18 protein-coding genes are annotated in these 18,673 nt (G+C 69.3%); 15 read left to right on the top strand and 3 right to left on the bottom strand.

The features are described from left to right. The first annotated feature begins 288 nt into the window (after positions 1–288). A complete protein-coding gene (locus ACFYY6_RS00685) occupies positions 289–2,628 on the top strand; it encodes an ATP-binding protein (protein ID WP_389191083.1) in 2,340 nt (779 codons plus the stop codon). Between the two features lie 78 nt (positions 2,629–2,706). On the opposite strand, the gene ACFYY6_RS00680 is transcribed toward ACFYY6_RS00685, so the two are convergent. Further along, positions 2,707–4,407, bottom strand: coding sequence for a chitinase (locus tag ACFYY6_RS00680; RefSeq protein WP_389191449.1), 1,701 nt, complete (start codon positions 4,405–4,407; stop codon positions 2,707–2,709). Between the two features lie 940 nt (positions 4,408–5,347). On the opposite strand from ACFYY6_RS00680, the gene ACFYY6_RS00675 reads away from it, so the two are divergent. The 14 genes from ACFYY6_RS00675 (at position 5,348) to ACFYY6_RS00610 (ending at position 17,499) form a co-directional block, all read left to right on the top strand. After that, positions 5,348–6,214 carry a hypothetical protein gene (locus ACFYY6_RS00675; protein WP_351517455.1) on the top strand — a complete coding sequence of 289 codons (867 nt, stop codon included), beginning with the start codon at positions 5,348–5,350 and terminating at the stop codon, positions 6,212–6,214. Positions 6,215–6,289: 75 nt separating this feature from the next. Continuing rightward, the gene (cpaB, locus tag ACFYY6_RS00670; protein ID WP_073781699.1) at positions 6,290–6,997 is read left to right on the top strand and encodes a Flp pilus assembly protein CpaB; all 708 of its coding nucleotides are present in this window, start codon (positions 6,290–6,292) and stop codon (positions 6,995–6,997) included. Between the two features lie 7 nt (positions 6,998–7,004). Next, positions 7,005–8,309 carry an AAA family ATPase gene (locus ACFYY6_RS00665; protein WP_351517456.1) on the top strand — a complete coding sequence of 435 codons (1,305 nt, stop codon included), beginning with the start codon at positions 7,005–7,007 and terminating at the stop codon, positions 8,307–8,309. Between the two features lie 162 nt (positions 8,310–8,471). Then, entirely contained in the window at positions 8,472–8,846 is a 375-nt protein-coding gene (locus tag ACFYY6_RS00660; protein ID WP_351517458.1) for a pilus assembly protein, read from the top strand. A gap of 3 nt (positions 8,847–8,849) precedes the next feature. After that, positions 8,850–9,248, top strand: a complete 399-nt coding sequence (locus ACFYY6_RS00655; protein ID WP_389191080.1) for a TadE/TadG family type IV pilus assembly protein — start codon at positions 8,850–8,852, stop codon at positions 9,246–9,248. Positions 9,249–9,315: 67 nt separating this feature from the next. Continuing rightward, positions 9,316–10,653, top strand: coding sequence for a CpaF family protein (locus tag ACFYY6_RS00650; protein WP_351517460.1), 1,338 nt, complete (start codon positions 9,316–9,318; stop codon positions 10,651–10,653). Positions 10,654–10,663: 10 nt separating this feature from the next. Then, the gene (locus tag ACFYY6_RS00645; protein WP_351517461.1) at positions 10,664–11,602 is read left to right on the top strand and encodes a type II secretion system F family protein; all 939 of its coding nucleotides are present in this window, start codon (positions 10,664–10,666) and stop codon (positions 11,600–11,602) included. 14 nt (positions 11,603–11,616) lie between these two features. Next, on the top strand, positions 11,617–12,504 hold the full coding sequence (locus tag ACFYY6_RS00640) for a DUF5936 domain-containing protein (RefSeq protein WP_351628314.1): 888 nt from the start codon (positions 11,617–11,619) through the stop codon (positions 12,502–12,504). A gap of 60 nt (positions 12,505–12,564) precedes the next feature. Next, entirely contained in the window at positions 12,565–13,881 is a 1,317-nt protein-coding gene (locus tag ACFYY6_RS00635; RefSeq protein ID WP_386607128.1) for a sensor histidine kinase, read from the top strand. A gap of 86 nt (positions 13,882–13,967) precedes the next feature. Then, entirely contained in the window at positions 13,968–15,083 is a 1,116-nt protein-coding gene (locus tag ACFYY6_RS00630; protein ID WP_386607127.1) for a response regulator, read from the top strand. Positions 15,084–15,337: 254 nt separating this feature from the next. Next, positions 15,338–15,568, top strand: a complete 231-nt coding sequence (locus ACFYY6_RS00625; RefSeq protein WP_073781706.1) for a hypothetical protein — start codon at positions 15,338–15,340, stop codon at positions 15,566–15,568. Beyond that, positions 15,568–16,179 (top strand): pilus assembly protein TadG-related protein, encoded by a 612-nt coding sequence (locus ACFYY6_RS00620; RefSeq protein WP_351628237.1) that lies wholly within the window; start codon positions 15,568–15,570, stop codon positions 16,177–16,179. The genes ACFYY6_RS00625 and ACFYY6_RS00620 overlap by 1 nt, the downstream gene beginning before the upstream one ends. 31 nt (positions 16,180–16,210) lie before the next feature. Continuing rightward, positions 16,211–16,843 carry a hypothetical protein gene (locus ACFYY6_RS00615; RefSeq protein ID WP_351628240.1) on the top strand — a complete coding sequence of 211 codons (633 nt, stop codon included), beginning with the start codon at positions 16,211–16,213 and terminating at the stop codon, positions 16,841–16,843. A gap of 8 nt (positions 16,844–16,851) precedes the next feature. Beyond that, positions 16,852–17,499: an OmpA family protein gene (locus tag ACFYY6_RS00610; protein WP_351517468.1), complete on the top strand. Its 648-nt coding sequence runs from the start codon at positions 16,852–16,854 to the stop codon at positions 17,497–17,499. Between the two features lie 64 nt (positions 17,500–17,563). Here the strand turns inward: ACFYY6_RS00610 and ACFYY6_RS00605 are convergent, their stop codons facing one another. Further along, entirely contained in the window at positions 17,564–17,755 is a 192-nt protein-coding gene (locus ACFYY6_RS00605) for a hypothetical protein (protein WP_351517469.1), read from the bottom strand. An 11-nt stretch (positions 17,756–17,766) separates the two neighbouring features. Next, on the bottom strand, positions 17,767–18,618 hold the full coding sequence (locus ACFYY6_RS00600; RefSeq protein WP_351517470.1) for a DUF5753 domain-containing protein: 852 nt from the start codon (positions 18,616–18,618) through the stop codon (positions 17,767–17,769). Positions 18,619–18,673: the final 55 nt, after the last annotated feature.

Raw genomic sequence — 18,673 nt, 5'->3', positions numbered from 1 at the left:
GCTCCGGTCACAATGAAATCAACGAAATCAACGGAATCGACCGAGCAGTGAATCCGATGTCCCGACGTTTCGACGGCCGGGCAGGCGGGAGACACGGAGGGCGACGTGGGCCGGCAGGAGAAACCGCTGAGCGCGGAAACCGGGGGTGTCGGCGAACTAGCCGCATCCTTAAGGAAGTTACGTGCCGCGAGCGGCAACGTTCCGTACCGGACACTGGCCGCCAGAGTCCATGTGGCGCCGTCCACCCTCTCCGCCGCGGCCTCCGGACATCGCCTTCCGACCTGGCAGGTGCTCAGCGCCTACCTGCGGGCCTGCGGCGTCACGGACGACACCGCCTGGCGCGAGCTGTGGACGCGGCTGAACGGACGGTCCCCGGCCACCGTCGCAGGCCCTGTGCCGGAACCGTACGCAGGAGGTGGCGGGCCGGGGGCGGTGTACGTTCCGGAGACACCCACGTCCTTCGTCGGCAGGGCGCGGGAGGTGGGCCGGGCGCACGAACTCCTCGCCACCACAAGGCTGCTGACGCTCACGGGGCTCGGCGGGGTGGGGAAGACGAGGCTCGCCCAGCAGGTCGCCCGCACCGCGGCCCTGCACCACCGCGACGGGGCGCGCTGGGTGGAGCTCTCCGAGGTGGCCGGCCCCGGGGCGGTCGTGCTTCAGACCCTCGCGGCCCTGGGCGAGGTGACGGCGCCCGGCACCCGGCCGCTCACCGGGCTGGTCGAACTCCTGCGGGACCGCAACCTGTTGCTGGTGCTCGACAACTGCGAGCACGCCCTCGCGCCCACTGCCGAAGTCGTCGCCGGCGTCCTGCGGCACGCCCCAGGGGTCACCGTCCTCGCCACCAGCAGGCGCCCCCTCGGCGTCGGCGGCGAACACCTCTACGAGGTGCTTCCGCTGCCGCTCACCACCGGGCCCGGTGGCGCGCTCGACCTGCTCGGGGCACGGGCCCGCGCGATCCTCCCGGGACTCGACTGGAACAGCCGCGACCAGGAGTGCGCCCAGCGGATCTGCCGACGCCTGGACGGGGTTCCTCTCGCGCTGGAGATCACCGCACGGCGCCTGCGCTTCCTGTCCCCGGCCCAGTTGCTGAGCCGTCTCGACAGCGGACTGAGGGACGCGCGCGACCTGCGCAACGCGGACCCGGCGGCGCCCCGGCGGCACAGTTCGATGCGGGCGGTGCTCGACTGGAGCCACGAGCTGTGCAGCCCCGAGGAGCAGTGGGCCTGGGCGGCGTTCTCGGTCTTCGTCGGCCAGGTGGAACCGGACGCCGCGGAGGCCGTCTGCGCTCCGGTGCGTGCCGCCGGGACGGCCGGTGGGGCGGCCGGTGGGGCGGCGCTCACCACCGAGGCGGCCCGCGGCCCGTCGTCCGCCACCGGGACGGGCCCCTCCTCGGTGACCGCCGCCGGGGCCACCCTGGACGCGCTCGCCGGGCTCGTCGACCATTCCGTGCTCACCGCCGTCCGCATGCCGGACGGCTCGCACCGGCTGACCATGCTGGACTCGGTGCGCGAGTACGGGCGCTCCCGGCTGGCCGAACGCGGACGCACCGCACTGGTCCAGGGCCGGCACCTCGCGTGGTGGGTCCGCTTCGCGCGACGGGCGTGCGAACGCTGGCACGGCGCGGGCCAGGCCGAGCTGATCAAGGCCGTCCGGGCCGAACTCACCCACCTGCGCCGCGCGGTCGAGTACGGCCTGGTGGAATCCACCGATCCGGCGGCGGCGCGCGCGGCCCTGGAGCTCGTCGCCGATCTGTGGTGGCACTGCGTCGCCGCCGGATCGCTCGACGAGGGGCGCCGGTGGACCGCCCGGGCCCTGGAGCGCACCGCCGACCCGTCCCGCGGCCTCGCTCCGGATCGGTCGCGCACGCGCGTCCTGTGGATGGGGGCCTATCTCGACGCGATATGCGGGGACATGCGGGCGGCCATGCGAGGCGCGGGCACCGCAGCGAGCCGCGCGCGGCGTTCCGGGGACACCGGGGCGCTCGCCTGGAGCCTTCTGGTACAGGGCTTGGTCCGTCTGCTGCGTGGGGAGACGGACCGCGCCGTGGCGCTGACCGAGCGCTCCCTGGCACAGTTCCGGACGACGGGGGACCCCGAGGGGTTGCAGTACGCGCACAACCAGCTCGGCACGGCCTACGGGCAGGCAGGCGACACCGACCGGGCGCTGACCCATCTGACCGACGCCCTGGAGGTCGCCCGCCGCACCGGCGAGGAATGGCACCGCGGCTACATCCTGTGGTCGGTGTCCGTGGTGCGGCTCGACCGAGGTGAGACCGGCGCCGCGCGGGAGGTGCTGGCCGAGGCCCTGACCGGCCGGCACCGCTTTCCGGGCCGCCGCTGCCCGGCCATGCTGCTGGACGCGGTGGTCCGCTGCGCCCTCGCCGAGGGGCGCTCGTTGCGGGAGGCCGCCGTCCTGCACGCCGCCACGGCGGCCATCTGGCCCGGCGGCGCGGAGAGCCTGCTGTTCGCCTTCCGGGCCGTGGTCGACCGCAGGGAGGAGAGCCGGGCCGCCCTGCGGAACGCCCTGGGCGCCGAGGCGCTCGCCGCCGCCGAGGCCGAGGGTGCGGCGCTCACCCCCGTGGAGGCGATGGAACGCGCCGCGCGGCACTGCGCGGCGGAAACCCTCTGACACACGCAGCAGCGCCGCCGGGGGAGCGGCGGCGCTGCTGGTCGGGGATCCTGCGCGGCGGTCGACGCCGTGGCGGGGTTACGGCAGTCCGTGGACGTGCGGGGCCACCGCGTTCGACCAGGCGTTGCCCGACTTGGCGTCCCAGTTGGTCGACCAGGTCATCGCACCGCGGATGCCCGGGTACTTCTTCGAGGGCTTGAAGCTGCCGCAGTTGGTGCCCGAGGCCAGGCAGTCCAGGGCCGCGTTCACGACCGACGGGGAGACGTAGCCGCCGCCCGCGCCGCTGGTGGAGGCGGGGAGGCCGAGGCCGACCTGCGACGGGTCGAGACCGCCCTCCAGCTGGATGCAGGCGAGCGCGGTCAGGAAGTCCACCGAGCCCTGCGAGTACACCTTGCCGTCGCAGCCGAGCATCGAACCGCTGTTGTAGTACTGCGTGTTGACGACGGTCAGGATGTCCTTGACGTTGAGCGCCGTCTTGAAGTATTCGCCCGAGGTCGACTGCATGTCGATCGTCTGCGGCGCCATCGTGATGACGAGGCCGGAGCCCACCTTCTGCGACAGCTGGCGCAGCGCCTTCGTCATGTAGGTGGAGTTGAGGCCGTTCTCCAGGTCGATGTCGACGCCGTTGAAGCCGTACTCCTGGATGAGGGTGTGGATCGAGTTCGCGAAGTTGGTGGCGGAGGCGTCGTTGTTGACCGAGACGGTCCCCTTCTCGCCGCCGACCGAGATGATGACGTTCTTCCCGGCGGCCTGCTTGGCCTTGATGTCGGCCTTGAACTGGTCGACGGTGTAACCGTTCAGCCCGGCCGTGTCCAGGTTGAAGGTGACGGCGCCCGGCGTGGTCGTGGCGTCGGCGAAGGAGACCGCGATGATGTCGTAGTTCGCGGGCACGTCGCTGAGCTTCTGCACGGTCGCGCCGTTGTTGAAGTTCTGCCAGTAGCCGGTCACCGCGTGCTTGGGCACGGAGGGGTTCGGGTTGGGAGTGCCGCCGCCGTCCTTGGCCGTACGGGCGCTGACGGACGCGGACTTGACGGACTCGCCGGCCGCGTTGGTGGCGCTCACGGCGAACTGGTACGCCGTGTCGGCGGCCAGGCCCGTGATGGTGGCGGAGGTCCCGGTGGTCGTGGTGGCCTTGGCGCCGTCCTTGTAGACCGTGTAGCCGGTCGCGCCGGACACCGCGTTCCAGGAGAGCGACACGGAGGAGGTCGTGGCCGTGCCGACCGCGAGACCGGCGGGCGCGCCGGGAACCTGCGGCGTCTCGCCGCCACCGTCGCCGCCGTCGGGGCCGCTGACCGAGACGTCGTCGACCAGGTAGGCGGCCTGCCCGTACCAGCCGTGCGTGTACACCGTGACCGAGGTGGTGCTCGGGCCGGTCTTGAACGTGGTCGTGAGCTGGGTCCAGCCGGTGGAGCCGGGCGACCAGGTGGAGACGTCGGTGGTCCCGGTGCCGCCGGCGCCGAGGTACGCGTACCCGCCCTGCACCCAGGAGCTGAGCGTGTAGGTCGAGTCCGGCTTCACCTTGACGGTCTGGGAGCAGCGCGCGTTGTCCTGTCCGGCCGGGGTGGCCTTGAGGGCGCCGGTGCCGCCGTGCACGGGGGAGGAGACCACCTCGCCGGTGCCGCCGGAACACGTCCAGTCGGCCAGTCCCGCCTCGAAGCCCGGGTTCTTGGCGACGTTGACGTCGGCGGCCTGGGCGCTGCCGACGAGGGCGGTGGCGGTGAGCGCGCCGGCCGCGAGGATGGCCATCGCGGTGCCGAGCAGCGGCTGGGTGTGGCGCATCCGGGCTCTGGGCCCGTGGGCGGGGGAGAGTTCCACTGTGCTGCCTCCGTGGGGGAGTCGGGGGATTCGGACGGTGAGGGCCGACGGGTGGGGTCCGGCGGGTGGGGAAGGCGGACGCGGCTCACGGGCCGTTGTCCGGGGGCGGACCGGAGAGCGGGCGGGGCGGGCTGACGGGGAGTTGGTGCTGCGGCGGTGCGTCCCAGGGCGCGGAAATGGGGGTGAGGTTCGGGGACGGGGCCGGGGATGGGGGACGACTGGCGGGGAAGTGGGGGAGAACGGGGGCGTGTTCGACCGTGTCGGCCGGCGGTACCGCTGCTGTCCGGGGAGTGACGGGGGATGGAGGGGCGGGGGATCCGGACGGCGTCGGTCGCCGCTGGCCGCTAAAGCTGGTCCAGACCAATCGAGTTGTCAAGACCTCTGGCAGCGACCGCGGTCGGGTACCCGGCCGCCGGGCCGGCTTCCCGGTCGCCCCGCCGGTCGTTCGCGAACGTCCCGTGAACACCCCGCGAACCCTTCACGATCACCGCCGGGCCTCCATGAATTGACGTTTTGTTGACCCTGTCCCGCCCCGTGCGGGTGACGTGGTCCAGGTGCTCGGACAGTGACCGCCCGCCCGTCGCCGGTCGTCGGGCGCCCCGGTTCCGCATCCGGCCTGACATGCGGAGACGAATTCGGGGTCGCGGGCCACCGGAAGGGCGATCCGTAACTCTCCGCAGTGGTACAGAAGTTAACGATTTTCGATTTGATCCGATTTGACGCGCGAGCGTTGACCCGGCTTCTTCCTCACGTTGTCGTACTGGCCTCCGGAAAGTGTTCTCTGCCAGGTAAGACGTGGATAAAGTGCTGAGGCAGAGCGCGGATCAGAAGTAATTGCGGCCGGCGTCATGACCGATGTTTGGCCGGAGTTGAAACGGGGAACGGTGTGCCGACCGCAATAGCAGTGACAAGTGCTGATCTGGTACTGCCTCCGACCGACCAGCAGACGCCGACCGCCGCGCTGCTGCAGGCTCCGGATGCCCAGCCGCTGGAGATGGCCATCGGGGACATGCACGTGCTGCTGGAGCAGCACGGCTACGTCGTCGTTGTCTACCCGAGTAGCATCGCTCCCGCCCATGAACGTCGGCTATACTCCGTGCGTTCCGTTCTGGAGAGCGATCGCATCGCTCTGCTCAAGGTGGACCTTCCTCCACTGGGCATCGCCGTGCTCGTGCGGCAACTGCGCCAGTTGTCCATCTGCGACTTCAGCCCGGGAGTGGTCGCCTCCGCCGCCCGGCTGCTGTCCCACTACATCCATGCGGGCGCGCTGCTGCACTCCGTCACCAAGTTCGACAGGGTGCCGGTCGACCTCCGCACCCATGCCAAGTCCTGGGTCCCCGGCTCCCAGTTCGCGGTGGTCGCGAGTCCGGAGCCACAGCTCGTCACGATCGGCCCGAAGGCGGAACCGCCGACCGGCCCGGAATTCCCCACCGAACTGATGACCGCCAAGGGGCAGTCGCAGTCCGAGTGGGTCAAACAGACCCTCGCGCCCGCGTGGAAGGTCCAGACCATTCACGAGGCCGCACTTCCCTCCGGCTCCCCTGGCTGGTGGGGAACCGGAAAGCTGGTGGAATTCGCCGCCTATCTGCCAGACATCTCCGTCCTGTACCAACTGGTGTGCTCCGTACGTCGGGACATCTGCCACTGGTGCGGAATGGAACTCATAGGTGACCTCTGCGGGTTCTGCTCCTCGCCGCTGCCCGCGGCGGAGAACCGAATGCCACACGCCGGTGTCCTCAGCCACGGAGCGCCCGCACCACCACGGTCCTAGCGCTTCCGCTTTCCTCCGTGGACGCCCTCCTGTCCGCTGCCCCACGCATCCGAATCGAACGAGGTTGTCCGGCCCATGAACTCCCGCCAGCGCCGCGGCGTGATACTCCTGCTCCTGTCGGTTCTGTGCGCCTTCGGCGCCTTCGCCGGCGTGCTCTCGGTGATCAGCGACGTCAACTCCAAGGTGGGCCCCGAGGTTTCGGCCTACCAGCTCAAGTCCGACGTCGCCCCCTACACCGCCCTGTCGTCCGGGCAGTTCGAGAAGATCTCGATGCCCAAGCGCTGGCTCTCGACGAACGCCGTGACCGACCTCTCCGAGGTGAACGGCAAGATCGCCGTCACCCAGCTGCGCAAGGGCTCCCTGCTCCAGTCCGACATGATGCAGAAGCGCCCCGAACTCCAGCCCGGGGAGCAGGAGATCGCCATCATGATCGACGCCGCGACCGGCGTCGCCGGCAAGATCACGCCCGGTGCCACCGTCAACATCTACGCCACGTTCGCCGGTGAGCGCGACGGGGACCCCTCCCAGTCGAAGGTCATCGTCTCCAACGCCAAGGTGCTGGACGTCGGCAAGCTGACGGCCCTGGAGCCGAGCCGCGACGGCAAGTCCAACATGGGCACCGAGGCCGTCCCGATCACCTTCGCCCTGAACACGCTCGACACCCAGCGCATCGCCTACGCCGAGTCCTTCGCGCAGCACGTACGCCTCGCGCTCCTGGCCTCCGGAAGCGACAGCACCATCCGTCCGGGCGACCGCACCTACACGCTCGACAAGGACAAGTGAGGATCGGATGACCACGAGGATCCTCCCGGCCGTCGGTGACGTCGACGCGGCCAGATCCGTCACCACCCTGCTCAGCCAGCTCCCCGACGCCGAACCGGCCGCCCCGGTCGGCGACTCGACCCAGCTCATCGACACCCTCGCCCGGCTGGCCGGCGAGTCGCTCGACGAGCTGCCCGAGGTCGTGCTGGTCCACGAGCGGATCGGTCCGGTGCCGGCACTGGAACTGATCCGGGAGGTCTCGCTGCGCTTCCCCGCGATCGGGGTCGTGCTGATCACCGCCGACGTCACCCCCGGCCTGTTCTCGTCCGCGATGGAATCGGGTGCGCGAGGCGTCGTCACCCTGCCCCTGAGCTACGAGGAACTCGTCAACCGCGTCCAGTCCGCGGCCCAGTGGTCCGCAGGCGTCCGCCGCCACCTGAGCACCGGCGCCGAGGTCTTCACCGGCCCCGGCGGCGCCGTCGTCACGGTCAGCGGCGCCAAGGGCGGCGTCGGGACCACCGTCACCGCCGTACAACTCGCCCTGGCGGCCCAGGCGTCCGGGCGCAATGTCGCCCTGGTCGACATGGACCTCCAGGCCGGCGACGTCGGCTCGTACCTCGACGTGCAGTTCCGGCGGTCCGTCGTCGACCTCTCCACGATCACCGACATCACGCCGCGGGTCCTGTCCGACGTCGTCTTCACCCACAACACCGGACTGTCCCTGCTCCTGGCACCGGGCGAGGGCGAGAGCGCCGAGGAGGTCAGCGACCGCTCGGCCCGGCAGATCGTGAGCGCGCTGCGCACCCGCTACGAGGTCGTGGTGATCGACTGCGGCAGCCAGCTCCAGGGCGCGAACGCGGCGGCCATCGAGATGGCCGACACGGCCCTGCTGGTCACCACCCCGGACGTCATCGCGGTGCGCGGTGCCAAGCGCCTCGTACGGATGTGGGACCGGCTCCAGATCCGCAAGGCGGAGGAGACGGTCACCCTCGTCAACCGTTTCACCCGCAACACCGAGATCCAGCCGCCCCTCGTCGAGAAGATCACCGGAACGCGGATGGCCGAGACGGCCGTTCCCGCCAACTTCAAGGAACTCCAGGCCGTCGTCGACGCCGGCCGACTCCACGAACTCGACTCCAAGAGCACGGTCAAACAGGCCCTCTGGGCCCTTGCGGGCGAGCTCGGCATCGTCAAGGTTCCTGAGAAGGCGGAGAAGAACGGCGCGAGGAGCGGCGCGAAGTTCAAGAACGACCGGGGCTCGATCGGCCGCCCACGCGGCGGCCGACGCGACGGCGACTCCCGGAACCGGGCGACGACCAAGGGGGCAAGTTGACCAATGGCACTCACCGAGACGACAGACACGGGGATACCGGGAAGGCATCGCGCCGATCCTTCCCGGCCGGGCGCCCACGGGTCTTCCCGGGTGCGCGGCCGGTCGCGTGACGGGCTGAACGGACGCGAGCGGGCGCATGGGCGGCCGCGGCTGCGAGAGCGGATGTCCGGGCGCGAGCGCGACCGGGGCCAGACCGCGATCGAGGGCCTGGGCATGACCCCGCTGATCATCCTGCTCGGCATCGCGCTCTGGCAGTGCGCCCTGATCGGCTACACCTTCTCCCTCGCGGGCAACGCCGCCGACCAGGCGGCGCACCAGGGCGCCATCACGGAGGGGATCCGGACGCTGGAATGCCAGGAGGCGGCCAGGAAGGATCTCCCGGACGCCTGGGAGGAGACGATGAGGACGACGTGCAGGCGGAACTCGTCGGGCATGTACACGGCCCAGGTGAGGCTCAAGGTTCCGGTGCTGGCGCCTGGAGTACTCAACTGGCCGTTCACCGTCACAGGCCGCGGCGCGTACCCGATGGAGGGCTGAGCGATGAGCGTGCGCACACCCGGCGGCACGGCCCCGAACCCCACTGTGGCCACCCGCCGCGACCGCGGACAGGTCGCCATCGAGTACCTGGGCTTCCTGCCCCTGCTGCTCCTGGTCGGCCTCCTCACGATCCAGACCGGCATCGCCGCGTACGCCGCCAACCAGGCGGGCACCGGGGCCCGTGCGGGGGCCCGTTCGGCCAGCATGTCCATGGGCGGCTGCGACGAGGACGCCGCCAGGGACGCGATGAGCGGCTGGACCGCCGACCGGGCCGAATTCGTCCCGGAAGGCTCCTCCTTCGACGAGGTCACCTGCACGGTCAGGGTCGAAGTGCCCGACATCATCCCCGGCGTCAACATCTGGGGCAAGGCCGAACGCAGTTCCACGATGCCCCGCACCTGACCCCGGGCCGTACGGCACGGCCGTCCCGTAGGCGGTTCAACAAGCAAGTCGGAACGAGGAGTGAGCAATGAGTCTGCGGGCACGCATGAACGCCCCCGAGAAGAACGGCGGGGGGCGGGAGGACAGCCACATGGTGGCGGCCTACCGTGCCAAGCTGCTCGAAGAGATCGACCTGGCCGAGATGTCCTCGCTCGCCGCCGCAGACCGGCGGGCGAGGCTGGAGCGCGTCCTCAGCCACATCATCAGCCGCGAAGGTCCGGTCCTCTCGACCGTCGAACGCACTCAGCTGATCCGCCGGGTCGTCGACGAGGCACTCGGTCTCGGCATCCTGGAACCGCTCCTGGAGGACGCGTCCATCACCGAGATCATGGTGAACGGGCCGGACCAGATCTTCGTCGAACGCAGCGGCAGGGTCGAACAGCTCCCGATGCGCTTCAGCTCGCACGAGCAGCTGATGCAGACCATCGAGCGCATCGTGTCGACCGTCAACCGCCGCGTCGACGAGTCGAATCCGATGGTTGACGCGCGTCTACCCAGTGGTGAGCGTGTCAACGTGATCATCCCGCCGCTGTCGCTGACCGGCGCGACGCTCACCATCCGACGGTTCCCCAGGGCCTTCACGCTCCAGGAGATGATCAGCATCGGCTCGCTCGACGAGCAGATGCTGATCCTGCTGTCCGGCTTCGTCCAGGCCAAGCTCAACGTCATCGTCTCCGGCGCCACCGGTACCGGCAAGACGACCCTGCTCAACGCGCTCTCCGGACTCATCCCGAACAGCGAGCGCATCGTCACCATCGAGGACTCCGCCGAACTCCAGCTCCAGCAGAGCCATGTGATCCGATTGGAGTCCCGCCCGGCCAACGTCGAGGGCAAGGGCCAGATCACCATCCGCGACCTGGTCCGCAACTCCCTGCGTATGCGCCCCGACCGCATCGTCGTCGGTGAGGTCCGAGGCGGCGAGTCGCTCGACATGCTCCAGGCCATGTCCACCGGTCACGACGGTTCGCTCGCCACCGTCCACGCCAACAACGCCGAGGACGCGCTGATGCGTCTGCAGACCCTGGCGTCGATGTCCGAGATCGACGTCCCGTTCGAGGCGCTGCACGACCAGATCAACAGCGCCGTCGACGTCATCGTCCAGCTCACCCGGCACGCCGACGGTTCCCGAAAGATCACCGAGATCGCCGTCCTGGACTCGCACGGCCGCGACCCGTACCGCATCGTCTCCGTCGCCCGCTTCAACGCCCGGCCGATGGACTCCGAGGGGCGGATCAACGGCGAGTTCCAGTACCTCCCGATCCCGCGCAGGATCGCCCAGCGCCTCTACATGGCCAGCCAGCCCATCCCGCAGGCCTTCGGGGTCGCCGATTCCGCCGAACAGCTCGCCACCCGAGAGGCCAACTAGGTACCGAGCCATGACCAATCTCCCTCTTCTCACGATCGGCGTCACCCTGCTGGCCGGTGTCACGGGCGTCGCCGGTCTGCACGCCTACTCCGGCGGCAAGGCCGACAGCGACGCCCTGGTGGACCGGCTCTCGCGCACCGGCCCGGTCACGGAGGGCGGGCGCCACCGCCGCTTCCGGGCCATCGACAGGAGGCTGCGCAAGACCGCCCTCGGCGCGAAGCTCGAACTGAAGCTGGCCGCCACCGGCCTGGAGATCACCCCCGGCGAGTTCTTCGTCTACGCGATCCTCGCCATGGCCGCGCTGTGGATGATCGCCTCGTCCATGCTCGCCAGCTTCTTCGGTCCGGTCGCCGCCCTCATCGGCCTCTGGGGCACCAACGCCTTCCTGAACTGGCAGCGGACCAAGCGCACCGAACGCTTCATCAACCAACTGCCCGAACTCGCCCGCATCCTGGCCAACGCCACCCAGGCCGGCCTCGCCCTGCGCACGTCCATCGGCATGGCCGCCGACGAGATGGAGAACCCGGCGGGAGAGGAACTGGCCAGGGTCGCCCGCCGTCTCGCCGTCGGCGAACCCCTCGAGGACGCGCTGAGCGAGATGACCGACCGGCTGCCCTCCCGCGAACTCGTCGTCCTCGTCACCACCCTCGTCCTGTCCAACCGGGCCGGCGGTACGGTCGTCAGCTCCCTGCGCAACCTCACGGAGACGCTGGAGGAGCGCAAGGAGACCCGGCGCGAGGTCAAGACCCAGCTGTCGCAGGTGACCGTCACCGCCTACGCCGTCCCGATATTCGGCCTCGGCGCCATGCTCCTGATGAACGCGGTGATGCCCGGCGCGCTCGACCGCATGACCGGCGCCTTCATCGGCCAGGTCGCGGTGGTCATCTCCATCGCCCTCTACACGATCGGATTCATCGTGATCCGCCGTATGTCCCGGATCGACGTCTGATGGGCGGGGGAAACATGGACCTGCTGCTCGCCGGCCTGATGGGCCTCGCGGTGTACGGAATCACCGCCGGTATCCGTATGTACCGGCGCGATGCGAAGCTCCCGGGCGACCTCGCGATCGCCCTGGAGGTCGGCGCCACCCGTACCAGTGCCGTCGGCTCCGGCATCGACCGGCTCGGCATGCGCTGGGCGCCCGCGGTGCTGCGCATGATGGGCCCCAAGGCCGTCAACAAGAAGCGCCGCCAGATCGACCTCGCGGGCAATCCCGGCGGTCTGACCATCGACCGCTACGCCGCCCGCCGCGCCGTCTACGGCGGCCTCGGCGCGTTCGGCGCCCTCACGATGCTCATGCGCGGTCAGCTCTTCCTGGCCCTGGTGCTGATCGCGTTCGGCCTGTTCTGGGTCGAGGTCGGCATCTGGGCCGCGGTGCGCGTGCGCCGTGACCACATCGACCGCACCCTCCCCGACTTCCTCGACGTGCTGGCCGTCGTGGTGTCGGCCGGCCTCGGCTTCCGCCAGGCCCTGGCCCGCGTCGCCGACAAGTACGAGGGCCCCTGGGCCGACGAACTCCGCATCACGCTGCGTCAGATGGACATGGGTGTCAGCCGCCGCGAGGCATTCGACCAGCTCCGCAAGCGCAACGACTCGGAGCAGGTCGCCATGTTCGTGACGACGCTCCAGCAGGGTGAGGAGCTCGGTGCCCCGATCGTCGAGACGCTGATCCAGATCGCGAACGACATGCGGCGCACCGACGCCCAGAACGCGCGCCGCAAGGCCGCCAGGGCCGTCCCCAAGGCGACCTTCGCGGTCACGACCTTCCTGCTCCCCGGAACGCTGGTGCTGCTGACGGTGGGCTTCGTCTACGGGGCCAACGTCGACTTCGGCTTCCTCACGGGCGGATGACGTGAACGGCGAGTCCGGCGAGTCCGGCGGGCAGGGCGGGGCGGAGGAGGTGACAGGCTCATGTCTTTTCCACTCGGGGGAACCCAGACCGGACTGGACGCCGAGGTGCGCCGGGCGATAGCCGACCCCGGCTCGCGCCCGGCGTTCGCGATCCAGCTCAACGCGCTCCAGGCGATGTGCCGGCAGGTCTTCGGCTTCCGGCTCGCGATGATCGCCATGGCCACGCCGTTCGCGATCGCCCATACCGCCCCGGGCGCGCCCATGTGGCTGATCGGCTCGGCCATCCTCGTCACATTCATGGGCAGCTACGTCCTGTTCCGCGACTGGGAGCGCTTCGGCCCTGTGCTGCTGCGCCACCCCTGGCTGCTCGGCATCGACACCTTCTTCGGGGCCTTGTTGCTGGTCACGGCCACACCCGAATCCACACTCGCCTATGTCACCGTGTGCACCCCGCTGCTGGCCGGTCTCGTCTCCGGCTGGCGGGGTGCGGCGGTCTTCGCCGTTCTCCAGGCCGTCATCGTTCTGGGCGTGTACGCCACCGGTCCGAAGTTGTACTCCGTCGATGCCACGGCGGTCCTCCTGCCGGGCTTCTGCGTCATCGCGGGCGCCCTCGGTGTCGCCCTGCGCAATCTGCTCCTCCGTTTCGGAACGGCCAGCCAGGCCCTGACCGAGGCCCGCGCCCGCCTCGCGGTCAGCGAGGCCGTGGAGAGCGAACGCACCCGCCTCGCCCGCGAGATGCACGACTCGGTCGCCAAGACTCTGCACGGCCTGGCTCTGGCCGCCGACGGTCTGGCCGGATCGTCCGACCGTATGGACCCGTCCACGATCAAGCACCAGGCCGAGCTGGTCGCCCGCGCCGCTCGGCGCGCCGCTGCCGAATCCCGGGAGCTCCTCTCCGACCTGCGCCGCGAGTCCGGACTCGACGGAGGCGTGGACGTCGTACGCGAACTCCAGGCCCGGACCGAGGACTTCAGTCGTCGTCACGGCCTCACGGCCACCTTCCGCCTGTGCAACGACATCCCCGTGCCGAAGGTCCCCCAGGCGGTCGCGCGCCAGCTGCTCACGGTCGCCTCCGAGGCGATGGAGAACGCCCACCGCCACGCCTGCCCCACCTACCTCGTCGTGCTCGCGGGCGTGAAGGGCGACGTCCTGCGCGTCAGCGTGTACGACGACGGCTGCGGCCTGCCCGCGGGCATCACCCTCGACGACCTGCGGCACGCCGGACACTTCGGCCTCGTCGGCATGGTCGAACGGGCCGCGACCATCGGCGCCCGTATACGCATCGGAAAGGGTCAGGCGGCCAAGGGCACCGAGGTCCGCCTGGAACTTCCGATCGCCGCTCTCAGCACCACGCCAGAAGCCAAGCAACCCGGATGACCGGCCACTGAACCCGAACAGCGGCCAGACCCAACCGATCGAAACCCACCCTCACGCCCCCATAGAACCCTGAGAGGAGGTCGCAGATGCCGGACGACGTCTCCCGCGCGTCGGACCAGGACTGGACGGCGCGTAACCACGCCTCCCAGCACATGTCCTCGCACGTCACCCCGCTCACCTCAAAGACCGGTGCCCAAGCGTTCCCGGTCCCGGTCCCCGTACCCGTCACCCAGCAGTCCGCGGCATCCGAGTCCCTGCCCCCCTTCCCCGCGCCGCCGGCCCCACCGGCCGTCGGCGCCCTTCGGGTCGTCGTCGCGGACGACAACCCCGTGGTCCGGGCCGGCCTGGGCGTCCTGCTGTCCGGCCGGGACGACATCGACGTCGTCGCCGAGGCCGTGGACGGACGGCAGGCCTACGACATGGCCGTCCGGCACCGCCCGGACGTCGTCCTGCTCGACGTCCGGATGCCCGGCGTCGACGGCATATCCGCGCTGCCGCACCTCGTACAGGTCGCACCGGTCATGATGCTGACCTACAGCCGCGAGAACGAGATAGTCCACGAGGCGCTGCGTCTGGGCGCGAGCGGCTATCTGGTCCACGGCGAATTCACGGCCGACCAACTGGTACAGGCGGTACGCGACACGAAGAACGGTCGCGCCCACTTCACCGCCACCGCGGCCAACGCCCTCCTCGCCCACATGCGTCAGGGCCCGGTCCCGCAGGGACGGTCTCTTCCGGAGGGGCTCGGCACGGCCCTGACCACGGCCGTTCCGTACCAGGGCACGGGCGCCGACGGCCACGGTCCGGGCCTCGCCAAGCATCACGATGCGCCTGCATACACCCCCGAGCCCGAAGCCGCCCCACCTGCGACGCGACAAGCTCGACCGCCGCAGGGTCTTTCGCATCTGCAACCGGTTGTGGCACAGTCTTCCATGGCCGGGGGAGCAAGCGCACCCCTCAACAGACAGCAGTACGGGCTGAGTTCACGGGAGGTGGAGGTCATGGAGCTGATCGCGTCCGGCATGAGCAATCAGCAGATCGCCGCCACCTGCTTCATCAGCGAGAAGACGGTCAAGAACCACATCAACCGCATCTTCACCAAGTTGCACAGCGCAAGCCGCAGCGAGGCCATCGCCCGCTGGCTCGGCACGGCTCCCGCGACGGTGCCCGGGGCGCGTGGGTCCGGTGGTCGCCGTGGCTGATCGTGCGAGCGTGAACGGCAACCGGATCGCCGGCGTATGTGCGGGGCGTGGGGCCCAGCACGCGTCGGCCGAGACCCAACTGACGCTTTGGGCCCGGGAATGGGCCCTGGGACCCTCCGGCGGGCAGGGTGCCTCGCCGTATGTTTCTCACGTCGCCGGCGGCTCCGGCCAGGAGGAAGCCGGATCCGCGGGCGACACCCAGGAAACGTGCGAGTCGGCCGTCCACCGGTCGGCCGAACCCGGAGGGGAACCCCATGTCGAACATCACCCTGAAGACCGCCGTTCGCGTCAACGGTTGGGCCAACACGGCGGTCAGCGCCATCCAGAAGCGCTACGAGGCCAAGGACCGCGGCCAGACGGCGTTCGAGTACCTGGGCATCATCCTGGTGGTCGTGGCGATCATCGGTGCGATCGTCGCCACGGGCATCGGCAGCGCGATCTCGGAGCGCATCAAGGGCCTGGTGGATTCCATCACCGCCAGCTGATGATTGGTCGCCAAGGCCGCGATGCAGGGCAGGTCTTCCCCATCTACATGATGATGGTGGCGGGCCTGCTCTTCCTCGCGTTCGTCTTCTTCGCCGTCGGTAAGGCTGCGGCCTTGCGTAATGAGGCCCAAGGTGCGGCGGATGCCGCCGCGCTGGCTGCTGCCCAGAAGACTCGTGAGGACTTCGAAGCACCCTTCCTCGCCTCGCTGCCCGAAGACCTGCTGGATCCTTTCCTGCAGAACCACATGGTCACCGGTTGCCCTGCGGCTCACAGCATGGCTTCTGCGAACAACGCTCGGGTTGTCGCTGGCGGTTGCACCTGGTCGCACAGCGGATATCGCGACAGGATCACGGTGGAGGTCGAGGGGCGCAAGGCTGTGGACTCGTCCGTGCTGGAAGGTTCGGAGGAAACCAAGGCGAAAGCCGAGTCCACCGCCATCGTGGAGTTTCGCTGCTCATGGACGTCCGTGGATCTCAATGAAGACAGCATCCGGGACATCTTCTTCTTCACGTGCAAGGGTGGCGAGTTCCTCGAAATCCGGCCGAGCAGTCCGCCCCCGTGGGACCGGGTGAGCAAGATCCTCTTTGACGTGCGTCTGGTCGACGACTGACAGCGAACGACGAGTAAAGGAATCAGAATCCATGAGCATTCGGTGCTCCACCAGGTCCCGAAGAGTCGTGGCGGCCGTCTCGCTGACGGCGGCCCTGGCTCTCGCTGTGGCCGGTTGCGGTACAGATGACGGCGGAAAGTCGGAGAGCAACGGTTCACCGTCCTCCGCCATGCCGTCCACGTCCTCCGACTCCTCCGACTCCTCCGACGAGGAGAATGGCGCCAAGCAGGAGGACACCGCTGCCGGGGAAAACGTGGACCCGAATGTGAAGCTCGCTGAGGTCAGGGGCCAGAACGGGGTCACGCTCATCGTTCACCAGGTCAAGCGCGACTCCGGCGGCTTCGTCACGGTGCAGGGCGAGATCAAGAACGAGAGCGGCGAAGCCCGGCCCGTAGCGGGGTGGGCCGGTTCCGAGAGTCTGATCGTGCAGAAGAATCCGAACTCCGTCGCAGGCGCCGCGCTGATCGACAAGGTCGGGAAGAAGCGCTACTACGTTCTTCGCGACACCGAGAACCGCTGCTTGTGCACGACAAACCTCGTACCGCTCCAAGCCGGTAAGTCGGCCTCGGTGTTCATGCAGTTCCCGGCGCCCCCTGCCACCACCACCGAGGTCGACTTCATGCTGCCGACCTTCGCCACCACCTCGCTGAAGATCTCTGGGTGATGGCCGACATGACCCACACCTCGACCCGCCGCAGGCCGACGCGGCTCGCGGGCCATGTCGTCGCGGTCGCTCTGCTCGCGGCGAGTTCCATGGTCCTGGGGGCGTCGAACGCGGTCGCCGACGACCCGAGCGTGCCGCCCGGCATGGAGGCCAATTCCGTGCCTCCCGTCCACATCGACCCCAATGATCCCGACCTGAAGATGCCCGAGGGCGGCACGCTCGCACCCGCGAAGGTCCTCGACATCGTCCAGGTGATCGAGGACGAGGGCGGTGAGGAGCGCCGCGAGGACAGCAACGCGAACGTCAAGTTCGCGCTCCAGGCCGAGGTCCTCTTCGGCAAGGACAGCGCGAAGCTGAGCCCCGCGGCGCACTCCCGCATCGCGGCCATCGCGGCCGAGATCAAGAAGCAGAACGCCACGAAGGTGCGGGTGTTCGGCTTCACCGACAACCTCGGTTCGGCGGCCCACGGTGACGTGCTGTCCAAGCAGCGCGCCAACGCGGTGCAGTCGGTGCTGGTCAAGGACCTGGGCTCGACCGTTGCCTTCGACATCCGGGGGTACGGCGAGCAGTACCCGGTCGCGAGCAACAGCACGGAGGAAGGCCGCAAGAAGAACCGTCGCGTGGAGGTCTCCTTCCCGCGCGGTACGTCTTCCTGACGCACCCGAGCTCACAGAGGGGTCCGGCACCGCGAGCGCGTCTCGCGGTGCCGGACCCCTGCTGTTACAGCAGGTGGTCGGCTTTGCCGGCCTTGATGTCGCGGATCATCTGCTGAAGCGCCTCGCGGCTGTCGGTGAGGAAGTGTTCCTCCTCGCCCCGTATGGCGATGAAGCCATTTCCCTCTGCGTCTGTCCCCAGGCGGAAGCAGTTGTTTCCTTCGCCGCAGAAGGCTTCTTCCCAGCTGATCTCTGGCATCTTGAAATCCCCTAGATTTGACGAGCGATAGTGTGAATGAAATCCCGGGACTCGGCGGAGGGGAGTGAGGCATCCTCCATCCAGTCCAGGTGCGCACGATATTTGGCCAGCTGTGCATGCGCGTGCATGAACTCGGGGCCGTGAGCCGAGTCGAGCTGGACGGTGTCGAGCTGGGGTACAGCGCCGTGCGCGTAGAGGAGGGCGTGCCCGGCTCCGGGGAACGCGCCTCGGTCCACCGGAATCACACGTACGTCGACATGCTCGCGTTCCGACATGTGGCAGAGATGGAGCAGCTGCTCACGCGTGACGCCCCGGCCGCCGAACTGCATGTGCAGGGCGGCTTCGTGGACGTATCCCACGTAGGGGACGGGCGATTCACGGTCGAGTACCTGCTGCCTCTCCATCCGGTGCGTCACCCGCAACTCAATCTCCAGGCGCGACAGTTCGGGTAGCACTGCGCCGAATACAGCGCGGGCGTATCCGTCGGTGTGGAGCAGGCCAGGGAGGTGCACGGTCTGCGCTGTGCGGATGCGAGCCGCGTGCCATTCGAGCTCGGCGATATCCAGCAGGCCTGACGGAAGCGTGCCCCTGTACTGCTCCCACCATCCACGCTCGCGCTGCTCGGCCATCTCTACAAGCGCTTCGACGTATACAGCGTCCGGGCAAGCGTAGTTGCAGGCCAACGTGCGGACGCGCGCGGGGGTGATCGGGCGGACGCCGACCTCCATGTTGGAGATTTTCGTTCGGTCGATGCCCAGCAATCCGGCCGCGTAAGCAGTGGTCGCCTCGGCTGCGATGCGCATCTTGCGGAGTTCGGCGCCAAGTCGCTTCTGGCGCTCCGTAGGAGTGGAACTGCTCGGCATGTGCCCTCTCTTCCACGGACTGTGGGCACAGTCTGCCGTCGCGCAAGGCGCCTCG

The sequence above is a fragment of the Streptomyces sp. NPDC001750 genome, assembly GCF_042892615.1.
In the GTDB taxonomy this organism is placed as follows: domain Bacteria; phylum Actinomycetota; class Actinomycetes; order Streptomycetales; family Streptomycetaceae; genus Streptomyces.
The sequence above is the reverse complement of the archived record's forward strand: the minus strand, read 5'-3'. Positions and strand labels throughout refer to the sequence as shown.